General features: G+C 72.4%; 16 protein-coding genes and 1 pseudogene. 11 read left to right on the top strand and 6 right to left on the bottom strand.

What is annotated here, in order from left to right; genetic code table 11:
• Window positions 1–85: 85 nt before the first annotated feature.
• Window positions 86–1036 carry a hypothetical protein gene (locus ACWDYJ_RS23235; RefSeq protein WP_451567511.1) on the bottom strand — a complete coding sequence of 317 codons (951 nt, stop codon included), beginning with the start codon at window positions 1034–1036 and terminating at the stop codon, window positions 86–88.
• Window positions 1037–1298: 262 nt separating this feature from the next.
• On the opposite strand from ACWDYJ_RS23235, the gene ACWDYJ_RS23230 reads away from it, so the two are divergent.
• Window positions 1299–1724 carry an ASCH domain-containing protein gene (locus ACWDYJ_RS23230; protein ID WP_451567510.1) on the top strand — a complete coding sequence of 142 codons (426 nt, stop codon included), beginning with the start codon at window positions 1299–1301 and terminating at the stop codon, window positions 1722–1724.
• Window positions 1725–1778: 54 nt separating this feature from the next.
• Here the strand turns inward: ACWDYJ_RS23230 and ACWDYJ_RS23225 are convergent, their stop codons facing one another.
• A complete protein-coding gene (locus tag ACWDYJ_RS23225; protein WP_451567509.1) occupies window positions 1779–3434 on the bottom strand; it encodes an FAD-binding dehydrogenase in 1656 nt (551 codons plus the stop codon).
• Between the two features lie 84 nt (window positions 3435–3518).
• Here ACWDYJ_RS23225 and ACWDYJ_RS23220 point away from each other — a divergent pair, with 84 nt between their 5' ends.
• Window positions 3519–4034, top strand: a complete 516-nt coding sequence (locus ACWDYJ_RS23220; protein WP_451567508.1) for an NUDIX hydrolase — start codon at window positions 3519–3521, stop codon at window positions 4032–4034.
• A 145-nt stretch (window positions 4035–4179) separates the two neighbouring features.
• On the opposite strand, the gene ACWDYJ_RS23215 is transcribed toward ACWDYJ_RS23220, so the two are convergent.
• Entirely contained in the window at window positions 4180–4491 is a 312-nt protein-coding gene (locus tag ACWDYJ_RS23215) for a hypothetical protein (protein ID WP_451567507.1), read from the bottom strand.
• Between the two features lie 112 nt (window positions 4492–4603).
• Window positions 4604–6034: an amidase gene (locus ACWDYJ_RS23210; protein WP_451567506.1), complete on the bottom strand. Its 1431-nt coding sequence runs from the start codon at window positions 6032–6034 to the stop codon at window positions 4604–4606.
• 126 nt (window positions 6035–6160) lie between these two features.
• Here ACWDYJ_RS23210 and ACWDYJ_RS23205 point away from each other — a divergent pair, with 126 nt between their 5' ends.
• The 8 genes and pseudogenes from ACWDYJ_RS23205 to ACWDYJ_RS23170 all read left to right on the top strand — a co-directional run bounded on the left by ACWDYJ_RS23205 (window position 6161) and on the right by ACWDYJ_RS23170 (window position 12152).
• Window positions 6161–6820 carry a TetR/AcrR family transcriptional regulator gene (locus tag ACWDYJ_RS23205; protein WP_451567505.1) on the top strand — a complete coding sequence of 220 codons (660 nt, stop codon included), beginning with the start codon at window positions 6161–6163 and terminating at the stop codon, window positions 6818–6820.
• A gap of 34 nt (window positions 6821–6854) precedes the next feature.
• A complete protein-coding gene (locus ACWDYJ_RS23200; protein WP_451567504.1) occupies window positions 6855–7517 on the top strand; it encodes a GOLPH3/VPS74 family protein in 663 nt (220 codons plus the stop codon).
• 111 nt (window positions 7518–7628) lie between these two features.
• The gene (locus ACWDYJ_RS23195; protein WP_451567503.1) at window positions 7629–8030 is read left to right on the top strand and encodes a YidH family protein; all 402 of its coding nucleotides are present in this window, start codon (window positions 7629–7631) and stop codon (window positions 8028–8030) included.
• Entirely contained in the window at window positions 8023–8340 is a 318-nt protein-coding gene (locus tag ACWDYJ_RS23190) for a DUF202 domain-containing protein (RefSeq protein WP_451567502.1), read from the top strand. Before ACWDYJ_RS23195 ends, ACWDYJ_RS23190 begins: the two co-directional genes overlap by 8 nt.
• 71 nt (window positions 8341–8411) lie before the next feature.
• On the top strand, window positions 8412–8708 hold the full coding sequence (locus ACWDYJ_RS23185) for a hypothetical protein (protein ID WP_451567501.1): 297 nt from the start codon (window positions 8412–8414) through the stop codon (window positions 8706–8708).
• Between the two features lie 103 nt (window positions 8709–8811).
• A pseudogene (locus ACWDYJ_RS23180) lies at window positions 8812–9718 on the top strand (MBL fold metallo-hydrolase).
• 149 nt (window positions 9719–9867) lie between these two features.
• Window positions 9868–10908, top strand: coding sequence for a phosphotransferase family protein (locus tag ACWDYJ_RS23175; RefSeq protein WP_451567500.1), 1041 nt, complete (start codon window positions 9868–9870; stop codon window positions 10906–10908).
• Window positions 10909–10919: 11 nt separating this feature from the next.
• Window positions 10920–12152: an acyl-CoA dehydrogenase family protein gene (locus ACWDYJ_RS23170; protein ID WP_451567499.1), complete on the top strand. Its 1233-nt coding sequence runs from the start codon at window positions 10920–10922 to the stop codon at window positions 12150–12152.
• Between the two features lie 66 nt (window positions 12153–12218).
• On the opposite strand, the gene ACWDYJ_RS23165 is transcribed toward ACWDYJ_RS23170, so the two are convergent.
• Window positions 12219–12590: a MerR family transcriptional regulator gene (locus ACWDYJ_RS23165; protein ID WP_451567498.1), complete on the bottom strand. Its 372-nt coding sequence runs from the start codon at window positions 12588–12590 to the stop codon at window positions 12219–12221.
• A gap of 65 nt (window positions 12591–12655) precedes the next feature.
• Here ACWDYJ_RS23165 and ACWDYJ_RS23160 point away from each other — a divergent pair, with 65 nt between their 5' ends.
• Complete coding sequence (locus ACWDYJ_RS23160) at window positions 12656–13768, top strand: alkene reductase (protein ID WP_451567497.1); 1113 nt, start codon at window positions 12656–12658, stop codon at window positions 13766–13768.
• Window positions 13769–13792: 24 nt separating this feature from the next.
• Here ACWDYJ_RS23160 and ACWDYJ_RS23155 read toward each other — a convergent pair whose 3' ends face one another.
• Window positions 13793–14404 (bottom strand): TetR/AcrR family transcriptional regulator, encoded by a 612-nt coding sequence (locus ACWDYJ_RS23155; protein WP_451567496.1) that lies wholly within the window; start codon window positions 14402–14404, stop codon window positions 13793–13795.
• Window positions 14405–14435 lie beyond the last annotated feature (31 nt).

Genomic DNA, 14435 nt, shown 5'->3' with positions numbered 1-14435 from the left:
GGGAGCGGTCTCGAGCGAGCGGTGGTCAAGCGCTGTGTGAGCGGTGCGGTGTCCGGGCGGCGACCGCGCGGTGCCTACGCGGTGCCTACGCGGTGCCGAGCGCGGCGCTGCGCGCGGCGAGGAAGGCCTTGTGCGGGTCGCGGTCCGGGTAGGACCACGGAGCGGGGGTGGCGTGGCTGCCGATGCGGTGGAAGAGCGCGGCGGCCTCGGCCGGGCGGCCCTCGCTGAGCTTGGCGTGGGCGAGGAAGTTGAGGTCGACCCGGTTGCGGGGGTGGTCCTCGCGCTCCCACTCCAGCCACCAGTCGAAGGCCGAGCGCAGCACCTGGCGCGCGCGGCGGCCGGACCAGTGCTCGGTGACCGCCTCGGGGCTGGTGTGGCCGTGGGCGGCGGCGAGGACCCGGTAGCGCTCGGCGTGGGCGATGACGGGGAGCACGGCCAGCGGGGAGTCGGCCGGGGACTCCTCGGCGGCCCAGGCCGCGAAGTCGTAGACCTCGTGGAGCGGGTCGTGGCCGGAGGCGGGCGTGCGCTCGGCGAGGCGGGCGACCATCAGGTGGTGGGCGTGGTGGTGCTCGCGGTGGCGGGCCCGCACCTGGTCGAAGTGACGGCTGAACTCCTCCTCGGTGCCGAAGGCGCGGGTGAGCATGAGCAGGCCCAGCCAGGGGGTGGGGTCGGCGGGGAGCAGGCCGGCGGCGCGGCGGCAGGCCTCCTCGGCGGCCTCGGGGCTGCCCTTGCGGCGCAGGGCGGTGAAGACGGACGCGCAGGCGAGGAGGGTCGCGGCGTCGGCGCTGTCGGGTTCGGCGAGCAGCCATTCGCGGGCCCAGGCGGTGGCGGCCGGGGTCTCGGCGAGGACGACGATCCGGTGGCCGCGGCGGTCCCAGTCGTCGCCGGTGCCGACGAGCAGGGTACGGGCCTTGGACCAGCGTCCCTGCGTGAACTGGCCGCGTACGTCGACCAGTTCGATGTCGCACAGGGCGGGGTCGAAGAGCTGGGCGTCCCGTTTGCGGGCGCGGCCGAGGGGCGGCGGAGGCGGGGACATCCGCGGATTCCCTCCAGGACGCGGGCGCGGGTGGACGACGTACGTGGGAGCACGCACGGAGTTGGTCTGGCTCGTACGGCTGGATCATGCCGTAAGCGATACGGATGATCACGCACAGCAAAGCGGTACGCACAGCTCCGCGTCAAGGTCCAGGCCGGCGCGTGGCGAGTTTCAACTGGTGCGGTGACCGGGTGAGTTGGGGGGCTTGTGGCGATTCGGGCAAGAAGGGCGCGCAGGGGAGGGAGGTGCGTAGGGTGGGCGCATGACCCACCACGACGATCTCCAGCCGTACCTGTTGGGCTTCCCCGGGCCGCAGCGCGACCGACTGGTGGCGGCGGTGCTGAGCGGGGCGAAGACGGCGTCGACGGAGCTGCTGCGGGAGTACGAGGCCGAGGGCGAACCGCTGCCGGTGGCAGGCGGGCGTACGGTGCTGGTGGATTCCGGGGAGCGTCCGCTGGCGGTCCTGGAAATGACGGAGGTACGGGTGCTGCGGCTGGCCGAGGTGGACCTGCGGCACGCGCGGGACGAGGGAGAGGGTTTCGCGTCGGTGGCCGAATGGCGTGCCGCGCACGAACGGTTCTGGAACGGCGTGCCGCCGCAGGCCCAACCCGGCGGCCCGCACCACACGGTGGACGACGACACTCAGGTGGTGGCGGAGCGGTTCCGTGTGGTGGAGCGGCTGGCCTGACGGGAGGGGGCGGGGCCGGGCAGGGTGGGGCCCGGCCCGGCGCCGCGGGCGGGGTCAGGAGACCGCCCGCGCCGCCGCGCGGCCCGCCGCCCGGCCGGAGAAGACGCAGCCTCCGAGGAAGGTGCCCTCCAGGGCGCGGTAGCCGTGGACGCCGCCGCCGCCGAAGCCCGCCGCCTCCCCGGCGGCGTAGACGCCGGGGAGCGGTTCGCCCGCCGGTGTCAGGACGCGGGAGGACAGATCGGTCTCCAGGCCGCCCAGCGACTTGCGGGTCAGGATCGACAGCCGGACGGCGATCAGCGGGCCCGCCTTGGGGTCCAGGATGCGGTGGGGGGCCGCAGTGCGGATCAGCTTGTCGCCGAGGTACTTGCGCGCCCCGTGGATGGCCGTCACCTGGAGGTCCTTGGTGAAGGGGTTGGTGATCTCTCGGTCGCGGGCCACGATCTCGCCGCGGACCGTGTCCTCGTCGAGGAGGTTCTCCTTGGTCAGTTCGTTCATCCGGCGGACCATCGCGGACAGGTCGCGCTCGACGATGAAGTCGGCGCCCTGCTCCATGAACGCCTTGACCGGCCCGGGGACCGCCTGGCGGGCGCGGTCGATGACGTCGCGGATCGACTTCCCGGTGAGGTCCGGGTTCTGTTCGGAGCCGGAGAGGCCGAACTCCTTGCCGATGATGCGCTGGTTGAGCACGAACCAGGTGTGGTCGTGGCCGGTCTTCATGATGTGGTCGAGGGTTCCGAGGGTGTCGAAGCCCGGGAAGAGCGGTACGGGCAGCCGCTTGCCGGTGGCGTCCAGCCAGAGCGAGGACGGGCCGGGCAGGATGCGGATGCCGTGCCGGGACCAGATCGGGTCCCAGTTCTCGATGCCCTCCGTGTAATGCCACATACGATCCTTGTTGATGTGGCTGGCGCCCGCCGCCTCCGCGATGCCGAGCATCAGGCCGTCCACGTGCGCCGGGACTCCGGAGAGCATCCGCTCGGGCGGGGTGCCGAGTCGGGCCGGCCACTGCTCGCGGACGAGGTCGTGGTTGCCGCCGATGCCGCCGCTGGTCACGATCACCGCCTGGGCCCGCAGGGTGAAGGACCCGGTGCTCTCGCGACTGCTCGCGGTGCCGCGTACCGCGTCGGATGACACAAGAATGTCACCGGTGACGGTGTCCACCACACCGTCCGTGGTGGACAGTCCGGTGACCCGGTGGCGGAACGCGAACCGGACCAGCCCGCGGGCCGCCCCCGCCCGGACCCGGCGTACGAAGGGCTCCACCAGACCGGGCCCGGTGCCCCAGGTGATGTGGAAGCGGGGGACGGAGTTGCCGTGGCCGTTGGCGTCGTAGCCGCCGCGTTCCGCCCAGCCGACGACGGGGAAGAAGCGGACGCCCTGGGCGTGCAGCCAGGACCGCTTCTCACCGGCCGCGAAGTCGACGTAGGCCTCGGCCCAGCGGCGCGGCCAGGCGTCCTCCTCGCGGTCGAAGCCGGCGGTGCCGAACCAGTCCTGGAGGGCGAGGTCGCGGTTGTCCTTGATCCGCATCCGGCGCTGCTCCGGGGAGTCCACGAAGAACAGCCCGCCGAAGGACCAGTGCGCCTGCCCTCCTATCGACCGCTCGGGCTCCTGGTCGAGGAGGATGACCTTGCGGCCCGCGTCGACGAGCTCGGCGGTGGCCACGAGACCCGCGAGCCCTGCTCCGATCACGATCACGTCAGCGTCGTACGTCATGCGTTGCCCGTCCTCCGGTCGGTGGTGGGGCAGATCCTTGGCTACGGAGCGGTAACCAGTCAACAGCGGTGGTTGGATGACTGTGTGAGCGCCGCTGATGAAGTGCTGGACGTGGTGGACCGTGACGACCGGGTCGTCGGGCAGGCCCGGCGGGGCGAGGTGTACGCCAGAGGCCTGATCCACCGGTGTGTGTTCGTGCAGGCCAGGGACGCGCGGGGGCGGATCTTCGTCCACCGGCGGACCGCGTCGAAGCTGGTGTTCCCCGCGCACTACGACATGTTCGTGGGCGGGGTGCTGGGCGCCGGGGAGAGCTACGCGCGAGCGGCGCTGCGGGAGGCCGAGGAGGAGCTCGGCGTCCGGGGCCTGACGCAGCCGACGCCGCTGTTCAGGTTCCTGTACGAGGGTCCCGGCGGGGCCTGGTGGTCGTCCGTGCACGAGGTGCGGTGCGTGCTGCCGGTGGCTCCGCAGGAGTCGGAAGTGGACTGGCACACGTGGCTGTCGCAGGAGGAACTGGACCGCCGGGTCGCCGACGGCGAGTGGGCGTGGGTACCGGACGGCCTGGAGGCGTACCGGCGGCTGACGGCCTTCCGCCGCCGCTAGCGAGTGTCGTCAAAGTAGCTCCGGCCGCCCGAAGGGCCAGGAGGGACTTTGGCCGTGCCCGGGGATCTTCGTGGATCGGCCCGCGTCGTCCGGTGCCCGTACAGGGCCCGGAACGTCCCCTCACGAGCCCCGGGTGGCCGACGGATTACAGGCCGAGCACCAGCACGATCACGACTGTCGGCGGGACCAGCGCGACCCACCCCGCCCCACGGCGCGCCCTGGCCAGGACGGGACGGCGGGGGGACGTCCGGGAGGCCACCACGAGCAGCGGGGTCGCCGTCCAGGACGCCCACCAGCAGGCAATGACGACCGCCACGGTCCGGGGGTGGGCGTCCTCCTCGGCCATCGGAGCCAACGCGCCGAAGAAGAAGGCCACGGGAATCAGGAGCACGGTCACGACCGTGGTCCACACCGGCACCGGGCGGCCGGCGGTCTGGGCTGGGGCTGTTTCGTGCATAGGGACAAGCCAAGCGTTTCCGAACGCCGCTTCGCCTGCGCGCGCGTACTCAGGTCCGGCCGGTCCCCGTACTCAACTCGCCGGGACGGCTGACCGGGCCTCGGCCCGAGGCTCAATCCACCAGGGCGGCCCCGCGCGGGTCGATCGGTGTGAGTACTCCGAGCCGGTCCTCGACCGCCTGTGCCGCGTCCAGGCACAGGTCCTCCCGGAAGGCACGTCCGATGATCTGGACTCCGCACGGCAGACCGTCGGCCGCCCCGGTCGGGACGGCCACGGCTGGCACGCCCACGAAGCTGGTCACGGTGCACAGCCGCATTCCCGCGCCGACCCGGTCCCGGCCGGCCCTGTCGCGTGACTCCAGCCCCGGCTCGACCGGCGGCTCGGTGAACGACGGGCCGAGCAAGAGCGGGTACTCGTCGAGGAATTCGGCCCACGAGCGGCGGATGTTCATCCAGGTGCCCATCAGCTTCATGAACTCGTCCGCGCTCGCGGGCGGTGTCCGCTCCATCGTCATCGCGATGTAGCGGTCCCCGCCCTTGCCGAGCAGCCCGCGTACCGCCGGCCAGGTGGGGGCGAACTCGGTCACGGTGATCCGGCCGTACGCGTCGAGGGCCTCCTCCAGCCGGGGTACGTCCTGCACCTCCCGTACGTCGTATCCGGCGTCGCGCAGTGCCTCGGCCGCGGCCTCGACGGCTGCGCGCACCGCGGGGTGGACGCCGTGCCCGCCCGGGTCCGCTACGACCGCGACCTTCACCGGTCCCGGGAGCGGGGGGCCATAGGCGGGCACCGGTACGGCCCGCGGGTCGCGCGGGTCGGTGCCGGTCAGCACCTCGTACGCCAGCCTCAGGTCACCCACCCTCCGGGCCAACGGGCCGTCGGTCACCAGCATCTGGGATGCCGGGCCGGGGTCGTCCGGGCCGAGCACGCGGTGGTCGGCGGGGAAGCGCCCGGTGGTCGGCTTCAGCCCTGCCACTCCGCAGAACTGGGCCGGGATGCGGATCGAGCCACCGGAGTCGTTGCCGAGGCCGAGCGCCGCCATGCCCGTGGCAACGGCCACCGCGTCGCCTCCGCTGGTGCCGCCCGGAGTGCGGCTGCGGTCCCAGGGGTTGGCCGTGTCGCCGAACAGCTCGCTGCGCGTGTGCATTCCGGCCAGGATCAGGGTCGGTACGTTGGTGTGCCCGATCGGAATGGCTCCGGCGGCACGGAGCCGCGCGACCGGGGGCGCGTCGGCGGCCGCCACCAGATCGCGGAAGCGCTCCACGCCGAAGGTGGTCGGTACGCCTTCGACCGCCGTGGTCTCCTTCACCGTGAACGGCACGCCCGCGAGCGGCCCCAGCACCTCGCCCGCCGCCCGTCTGCGGTCCGTGTGCGCCGCGGCCTCGCGCGCTCGCTCCGCCAGGAGCTGGGTGACCGCGTTCACCTGCGGGTTGACCGCGGCGATGCGCTCCAGATGGCTGTCGACCACTTCGACGGCCGACGCGGCTCCGCTGCGTACGGCCTCCGCCTGCGCGGCGGCCGACCTCTGCCACAAGGTGTCCTGCATGGCTGTATCTCTCCCCGTCCTCGTTTCGATGCGCTCGCATCGGAACAATAGCCGGGAACCGATGCGCTCGCATCGAATAGACTGGGCGGCACGACGTCGGGCGGTGGAACAGGGAGGCGACCGGGCATGCCCAGGCAGGTGGACCACGAGAGCCGACGCCATCTCATCGCCGAGGCCGTCTGCCGACTCGCCGACGAACGCGGGCTGGAGGGCGTGACCCTGCGCGACGTCGCCGCCCGCGCACAGGTGTCGATGGGCGCCGTCCAGCGGTGCTTTCGCACCAAGGAAGAGATGCTGGTATTCGCTCTCGGGCACATCGGGGAGAGGATCAGCGAACGCGTGCGGGCCCGTCTCGTCAGGAGCCCGGCCCAGTCGGCCGCGTCCGCCCTGGGCCACGCGGCCACCGAGATCTCACTGCTCCGGGAAGAGCACCGTGCCGAAGCCAGGGTCTGGCTCGCCTTCGTCGCGCAAGCGGCTGTCAACACGGCACTCGCCACGACGCTGAAGGCGAACTACGCGGCCCTGCAGGAGGCGTTCGCCCGTCTCGTCGCGGAAGCCTGCGAGGACGCCGACGGCGCGGTGCCCCTCGACGCCCCGCGAGAGGCCCGCACCCTCCTCGCCCTCGCGGACGGCCTCACCGCACACGTCCTCATCGGCCACCTCAGCCCGCGGCAGGCCCAAGACGTCCTCCATGCCCACCTGGGCAGCCTCTGGGAGAGGCCGGTCCGGCGCACTCCGGAAGCGCTCCGGGGAACTTCTCCGGAGGGCCGGACGTCTCATCAGTGAGCGAGCGGTCACTGAGCGTACGGGGGTAACGGGTATGGCGATCACACTGGCCGAGGAGATCATGCTGCTGTCGCTGGACGACGAGTCCGGCTCGGCGAAGCAGAGGCAAGCCGCCGGCTGGGCAGTGGCGGGGGGAATCCTGCTCGAGCTGGTGCTGGCCGGGCGGGTTGCCGTCGCGGGCAAGTACCTGGAACTGACCGACACGGCTCCGACCGGGGACCAGCTGCTCGACAGTCGGACGGCGCTGATCGAGACCTGGCTGCGGGGTCGCGGCAAGCGCCGGGTGACGGAGTGGCTGACGAAGGACCAGCCCAAGGCCGTCGCCGCGACTCTGGAGAGCCTGTGCGGGCGCGGGGTGGTCGTGGAGGAGAAGCACAGGGCGCTCGGCGTGTTCCCCGTACGCCGTTACCCGGAGGCCGACGGCGCGGTCGAGAGCGAACTGCGGGACCGGCTCCGGGCCGTCGTGGTGGACGGCGCCGAGCCGGACATACGGACAGCGGGCCTCATCACGCTGATCCACTCGGCCAAGCTGCACCGCCTGGCCTTCCCCGACAGCCCCCGCAAGGAGATTGCCGCACGCATGGCGGAGGTCGCCGCCGGGCAATGGGCGGGCGAGAGCGTGCGCGCCGCCGTGCGCGACATGCAGGCGGCGATGGCCGCGGTCACCGTGATGACGATAGCCCTCGCCGGCAGCTAGCTACGGGGTGTCCGGCCACGCCGTCGGCGACCCGCCCGCGCAGCCGGTCCGGGTCCGGTCCCGACGACCCCGGTCCCCGACGCGGCGGGCGGTTCGCCGTAGATTGGGCGGATGATCGACTTCGTCAAGGACGTGCGCCTGTGGTTCGCACCGCAGCGGCTGCGGGACGGGGGCGAGATCCCGGACTATCGGTTCTCCCTCGCCAACGAGCGGACCTTCCTGGCCTGGATCCGGACCGCGCTGGCCCTGGTGGGCGGCGGTTTCGCGGTGGACCAGTTCCTGCCCGACCTGCGGTGGGCGGTGCGGGTCGGGATGGCCGTCGCCCTGCTGGTGGTGGGGGCGGCGTGCGCGCTGCGGGCGGTGAACCACTGGGTACGGTGCGAGCGGGCGATGCGGCAGGGCGAGGATCTGCCGCTGTCGCGGTTCCCGGTAGTGCTGAGCCTGGGGGTCGGGCTGGTCGCCGTCGTGATGGTGGTGGTCGTGCTGCTGGGCTGGACGCGCGGCGGTGAGTGATTCCGCCGCGGGGCGCGATGCGGGGCTTCAGCCCGAGCGGACCCGGCTGGCGTGGCGGCGTACGACACTGGCCTGCTCGGTCGTGGCCGTGCTGGCGCTGCGGCAGGCGCTGAGCGGGTCCGGGTCGCCTGGGGAGGTCGCCGGGGCGGCGGCGGTTGCGCTGACCTGGATGGCCTTCCTGTGGGTGGCGCACCGGCGGATACGGGCGCTCGCCGCGAACAGGCCTCCGGCTCTGAACCCGCGGTCAGCGCTGGGGGCGGTGCTGTGCACGGTGGCGCTGGCGGTGCTCGCGGTGGCGATGGTCTTCTGAGCCGACACGAGCTCGGACCTCGCGGAGCGTTTCGGGCGAAACGGGGCGATCCGCATGAGATTCTCTGCGCCATGACGACCTTGCACCACGAGCACCCCGCGCACGCGCACGCGCACGGCCCCGACTGCGGACATCAGGCGGTCCCGCACGGCGATCACGTGGACTACGCGCACGACGGCCACCTGCACCGGCAGCACTCGGGGCACTGGGACGAGTGCGAGCCCTCTGCGCACAGCCCGCACGCGCGCCACGACCACGCGCACGGCACGCAGTGCGGGCACGCCGCGGTGCCGCACGGCGACCACCTCGACTACCTGCACGACGGGCACCGGCACGCGGAGCACGACGGCCACTACGACGACCACTGACGCCGCCCGACGGCGTCACCCCCGCGTCACCCCCCTCTCCCCCGGCGCCGCCCCGCCTGACAGGATGCTGACCGCCTGTCACAGCAGCCCGGGGAGAGCGCGGATGACCGTCGAAGAGCCGTACCTCGTCCAGCCCGCGCCCGGGGTGTACGCCTACGTCCAGCCGGACGGGGGCTGGTGCCTGAACAACGCCGGCTTCGTGAGCGACGGCGGCCACACGCTGCTCGTCGACACCGCCGCCACCGAGCGGCGGGCGCGGGCGCTCCGCGAGGCCGTCGTGGCGGCCGGGGTGCCGCTGCCCCGGACGGTGGTCAACACCCACCACCACGGCGACCACACCTACGGCAACGGCGTCTTCATCCCCGAGGCGCTGATCCTGGGGCACGACAACGCGCGGGCCGAGCAGCTCGCCGCCGGGCACCAGCTGGAGATGATCTGGCCGGCCACCGACTTCGGCACGATAGAGATCACCGCGCCCGGTCTCACGTACAGCGACCGGATGACCCTGCACGGAGTGCGAGGTCCAGATCCTGCACCCGGGCGTCGCGCACACCACCGGTGACTCGATCGTGTGGCTGCCCCGGCAGCGGGTCGTGTTCACGGGGGACCTCGTCTTCGCCGAGGGCACGCCGTTCCTGGCGATGGGTTCGCTGTCCGGGTCGCTGCGGGCGCTGGAGCTGTTGCGCTCGCTGGGCGCGGAGACCGTCGTACCGGGCCACGGGCCGCTGACCGACGCGTCGGCGTACGAGGCGACCGAGCGCTATCTGCGGTACGTGGCCGAACTCGCCCTCGTCGGGCGGGCGGAGGGGCTCACCCCGCTGGAGAGTGCGCGCCGGGCGGACCTGGGCGAGTTCGCGGCCTGGCGGGAGAGCGAGCGGCTCGTGGCGAACCTGCACCGGGCGTACGCGGAGCTGGCCGGGGAGCCGGAGGGGGCACCCCTGGACATCCTGGCCGTGCTGAAGGACATGACGGTGATGAATCGCGGGACGCCGATTCTCTGTCACGCGTGACATTGCAGGGTGAAAGGTGCTCTTTCAGCGTGCACTCTGGACGGCATACCGACTGGTCGGCATGATGGCTGGCGACAGTCCCGCACTCCCTTGGCCTTCTTGATCTCGCTTTGCTCGACCCTCGTCAACTCCGCACGGAGGTGCGCACCATGACCTCAGCCTCACCCGACCCCCGGGGTCTCGATCTGGAGCGGCTGCGCGGCCATCTCGACAGCGTGCGACCCGGGCTCGTGACCGGGGCGCTGAGCGGCCGGTTGATCGAAGGAGGCCGGTCGAACCTCACGTACGCGGTCACCGACGGCTCCGCCCGGTGGGTGGTGCGTCGGCCACCGCTCGGCCACGTCCTGGCCACCGCGCACGACATGCGGCGCGAGCACCGGGTGATCGCGGCCCTGCACGGGACGGCCGTACCGGTGCCCGAGCCGCTGCTGCTGTGTGAGGACGAGTCCGTGCTGGGGTCGCCGTTCTACGTGATGGAGCACGTGGACGGGGTCCCGTACCGGACGGCGGGCCAGCTCGCCGGGATCGGCGCCGAGCGCACCCGGCGGGCGGCGCTCGGCCTGGTGGACACCCTCGTCGACCTGCACGCGGTGGACCCGCAGGCGGTCGGCCTGGGCGACTTCGGCCGGCCCGAGGGCTTCCTCGACCGGCAGTTGCGCCGCTGGGGCAAGCAGCTCGCGGCCTCCCGGGGCCGGGAGCTCTCCGGCATCGACGAACTGCACGGCGCGCTCGGCCGGGCGCTGCCCGCCTCCCCCACGCCGACCGTGGTGCACGGGGACTTCCGGCTGGACAACGTACTCATCGGCGGGCCGGACGACACGATCCGGGCGGTGCTGGACTGGGAGATGTCCACACTGGGCGATCCGCTGACCGACCTCGGCCTGCTGGTGATGTACAGCTCCGACCTCGGGCTGAGCGATTCGCCGGTGAGCACGACGAGCGGAGCGCCGGGCCATCCCGCGCCCGCCGAGCTGATCGAGCGCTACGCCGTCCGCTCCGGCCGGGACACCGGTGCGATCGCCTGGTACACGGCCTTCGCCTGGTTCAAACTCGCGGTGATCCTCGAAGGCATCCACTACCGCTGGACGCTCGGGCAGACCGTCGGCGCGGGTTTCGACCGGATCGGCGAGCTGGTGCCGGTCTTCATCGAGCACGGTCTGACCACTCTGCAGGAACTCCAGGAAGGCTGAGGCACTCCCCCATGGATTTCGCATTCGACACCCGGACCGAGGAACTCCGCGAGCGGCTGCTCGCGTTCATGGAGGAGTACGTCTACCCGGCGGAAACCGTCGCCGCCGAGCAGCGCGCGCGGCTGGCCTCGCCCTGGGACACCCCGGCCGTCTTCGGTGAGCTGAAGGCCGAGGCGCGCCGCCAGGGGCTCTGGAACCTCTTCTTCGTGGACCAGCACGGGTCGGCCGGGGCCGGCGCCGGGCTGACCAACCTCCAGTACGCGCCGCTCGCCGAGATCACCGGCCGTAGTCCGCACCTGGCGCCGATGGCGACCAACTGCGCGGCGCCGGACACAGGGAACATGGAGCTGTTGGCGCAGTTCGCCACCGAGGCGCAGAAGAAGCAGTGGCTGGAGCCGCTGCTGGCCGGCGAGATCCGCTCGGCCTTCGCGATGACCGAGCCCGAAGTGGCCTCTTCGGACGCGACGAACATCGAGACGCGGATCGAGAGGTCCGCGGACGGTGACGAGTACGTGGTCACCGGGCGCAAGTGGTTCATCTCCGGGGCGATGAACCCGGACTGCAAGATCTTCATCGTCATGGGCAAGACCGATCCGGACGGCGCCGATCCGCGACGCCAGCAGTCGATGATCCTGGTGCCGCGCGACACCCCGGGGGTGGAGGTGCGCCGGGCGATGACGGTGTACGGGTACGCGGACCACGATCACGGTGGACATGCCGAGGTGACATTTGACGGTGTACGCGTGCCCGCCGCGAACCTGATCGGCGAGGAGGGCAGCGGTTTCGCCATCGCCCAGGCCCGGCTCGGCCCGGGGCGCATCCACCACTGCATGCGGCTGATCGGCATGGCGGAGCGGGCGATCGAGCTGATGTGCCGGCGCGCGGTGGGACGTACCGCCTTCGGCAAGGAACTGGCCGCGCAGGGGGTCGTGCAGAACTGGATCGCGGACGCACGGGTGACCGTGGAGCAGTTGAGGCTGCTGGTGCTGAAGACGGCTTGGCTGATGGACACGGTCGGGAACCGGGGTGCGCACACCGAGATCCAGGCCATCAAGATCGCGACCCCGCGCGCGGTCGTCGGGATCCTGGACCAGGCGGTGCAGTTGCACGGCGCGGGCGGGGTGAGCCAGGACTTCCCGCTGGCCGAGCTGTGGGCCGCGGCGCGGACGCTGCGGCTGGCCGACGGACCGGACGAGGTGCACCAGCGTTCCCTGGCTCACCGGGAGCTGAAGAAGTACCGCTGACGGGCACCCCGCCCGGACCCGCGGTCCGGTGTCGACCCCGGACCGCGGTTCCGGGCGGGGGGTCGGTCAAGCGACGCCGAGCCGGCCCGCCGCCGCGTCGATGACCTCGTCCAGCACGTCGCGGGAGCGGACCAGGTCGCCGATCATCCGGTCGATCCGGTCCCGCTCGGCGGCCAGTTCGGCCACCAGTCGCGCAGTGGCGCGCACCGACGGGCCGCCGTCCTCGTCCCGCATGCACGGCAGGATCTGGGCGATCTTCGAGCTGTGCAGTCCGGCCGCGTAGAGCTCCTGGATGCGGATGACGCGGTCGACGGCCCGCTCGGGGAAGTCCCGGTGCCCTCCGGGCGTCCGGTCGCAAGCCAGCAGACCCTGCTGTTCGTAGTAGCGCAGCGAACGCTCACCCACCCCGGTGCGCGCCGCCAGTTCACCGATCCGCATGCCCCACCTCGACTCCCTCAGCAGCCCTTGAATCTGACATCAGTGTCAGGTTTTACGGTACCGGCATGACGCACACAGAGCAGGTCTCCACCGCCGCATCCCGTCTCTTCGAATCCGCCCGCCTCGGCGGCCTGGAGCTCCCCAGCCGCCTGGTCATGGCGCCGCTGACGCGCAACCGCGCCGGGGCCGACGGCGTCCCGGGCGAACTCATGGCCGCCTACTACGCGCAGCGCGCCACGGCCGGTCTGATCATCGCCGAGGCCACCACGCCGAACGCCGTCGGCCAGACGTACCCCCGCATCCCCGGCATCCACACCCCGGCGCAGATCGCCGGCTGGCGCCGGGTCACCGGCGCGGTGAGCGCCGCGGGCGGCCGGATGTTCCTGCAGCTCCAGCACGGTGGCCGGGTCGGCCATCCGGACACCAGCGGCCACATCCCGCTCGCCCCCTCCGCGGTCCGCTTCCCGGAACCGCTGCACACCCCCGGCGGACTCCAGGACGCCGTCGTACCCCGGGAGATGACGGCCGAGGACATCAGGTCCACCGTCGCCGACTTCGCCGCCGCGGCCCGGGCCGCCGTCGAGGCGGGCTTCGCCGGTGTGGAGGTGCACTCCGCCAACGGCCATCTGCTCCACCAGTTCCTCGCGGACAACACCAACCGCCGCACCGACGAGTGGGGCGGTTCGGCGGAGGGGCGGATCCGGTTCACCGTCGAGGTGGTGCGGGCGGTCGCCGAGGCCATCGGCCCGGAGCGGGTCGGCGTACGGATCTCCCCCGGGCTGAACGTCAATGCCGTCGAGGAGGGCGACACCGAGGAGATCTACCCGGCGCTGATCAAGGCCCTGGCGGATCTCGGCCCGGTCTACCTGCACCAGGTGTACGCCGATCCGGACCGGCCCCTCTTCGCGCGGATCCGCCGGGCCTGGCCGGGCACCCTGATCGCCAACCCCCGGCTCTCGCGCGAGGAGGTCGCCGCCGACGGCGGGAAGCGAAGCGCCGAACGCCTGCTGGCGGCGGGGGCCGACCTGGTCGCGCTGGGCCGCGGCTTCCTCGCCAACCCGGATTTCGTGGAGCGGCTGCGTACGGGCGCCCCGCTGAACGAGCTCCGGCCGGAGTTCCTGATGCACGTGCACGGGGCGGAGGGCTACACCGACTACCCCGCGCTGGCGCGGGTGTGAGAGGCCGGGGCGCCGAGGCGCTCCCTACGGCCGCAGGGAGCGCAGCAGCAGGTCCGCGAGGTGGTCGGCGACCTGCTGCGGGGTGAGCGGCCCGTCGGTGCGGTACCAGGTGGACAGGTGGTGGACGGAGCCGAAGTAGTAGTCCACCACCAGGTCTGCGGGGGTGGCCGTGGCGAACACGCCGGTGCGCTGCCCTTCCTCGACCAGCGCCCGGAAGCGCTCGTGGTAGCGCCTGCGCTCCGCCCGCACCTGCTTGTACTTCTCCGGGCTGAGCTGGTGCATCGAGCGGAAGAAGATCATCGCGTCGTCGAGGTTCTCGATCGTGGTGACCACCACGTCGGCGGCCGCGGCGCGCAGCCGCTCCTCCACGGGGGCGTCGGATCCGGCCACCGCGTCGAGGCGCTGCTGCTGGAGGCGCAGCATGCGCGCGTACACCTCGTGCAGCAGGTCGTCCTTGGACCCGAAGTAGTGGTAGAGCGCTCCCTTGGTGACCCCGGCGGCCTCGACGATCTCCTGGACGGAGGTGCGGTCGTAGCCGCGTTCGGCGAACAGCCTGGTGGCCACGGCCAGCAGCCGCTGCGGCACCGGGGTCTCCCGGTTGTCGCCCGCGGGCTCCGTGGTGGTCCTGGCGGCCATGGCGCTCGCCTTCCTTTCCTGATCCCTACCT

This window comes from Streptomyces sp. NPDC003042, assembly GCF_053591315.1.
This window is presented reverse-complemented; position numbering and strand designations above follow the sequence as displayed.

Bases quoted from the DNA above. Each gene is read 5' to 3' on its own strand.
- ACWDYJ_RS23235 (WP_451567511.1), bottom strand. From the start codon at position 1,036: ATGTCCCCGCCTCCGCCGCCCCTCGGCCGCGCCCGCAAACGGGACGCC.
- ACWDYJ_RS23230 (WP_451567510.1), top strand. From the start codon at position 1,299: ATGACCCACCACGACGATCTCCAGCCGTACCTGTTGGGCTTCCCCGGG.
- ACWDYJ_RS23225 (WP_451567509.1), bottom strand. From the start codon at position 3,434: ATGACGTACGACGCTGACGTGATCGTGATCGGAGCAGGGCTCGCGGGT.
- ACWDYJ_RS23215 (WP_451567507.1), bottom strand. From the start codon at position 4,491: ATGCACGAAACAGCCCCAGCCCAGACCGCCGGCCGCCCGGTGCCGGTG.
- ACWDYJ_RS23210 (WP_451567506.1), bottom strand. From the start codon at position 6,034: ATGCAGGACACCTTGTGGCAGAGGTCGGCCGCCGCGCAGGCGGAGGCC.
- ACWDYJ_RS23205 (WP_451567505.1), top strand. From the start codon at position 6,161: ATGCCCAGGCAGGTGGACCACGAGAGCCGACGCCATCTCATCGCCGAG.
- ACWDYJ_RS23200 (WP_451567504.1), top strand. From the start codon at position 6,855: ATGGCGATCACACTGGCCGAGGAGATCATGCTGCTGTCGCTGGACGAC.
- ACWDYJ_RS23195 (WP_451567503.1), top strand. From the start codon at position 7,629: ATGATCGACTTCGTCAAGGACGTGCGCCTGTGGTTCGCACCGCAGCGG.
- ACWDYJ_RS23185 (WP_451567501.1), top strand. From the start codon at position 8,412: ATGACGACCTTGCACCACGAGCACCCCGCGCACGCGCACGCGCACGGC.
- ACWDYJ_RS23175 (WP_451567500.1), top strand. From the start codon at position 9,868: ATGACCTCAGCCTCACCCGACCCCCGGGGTCTCGATCTGGAGCGGCTG.
- ACWDYJ_RS23170 (WP_451567499.1), top strand. From the start codon at position 10,920: ATGGATTTCGCATTCGACACCCGGACCGAGGAACTCCGCGAGCGGCTG.
- ACWDYJ_RS23165 (WP_451567498.1), bottom strand. From the start codon at position 12,590: ATGCGGATCGGTGAACTGGCGGCGCGCACCGGGGTGGGTGAGCGTTCG.
- ACWDYJ_RS23160 (WP_451567497.1), top strand. From the start codon at position 12,656: ATGACGCACACAGAGCAGGTCTCCACCGCCGCATCCCGTCTCTTCGAA.
- ACWDYJ_RS23155 (WP_451567496.1), bottom strand. From the start codon at position 14,404: ATGGCCGCCAGGACCACCACGGAGCCCGCGGGCGACAACCGGGAGACC.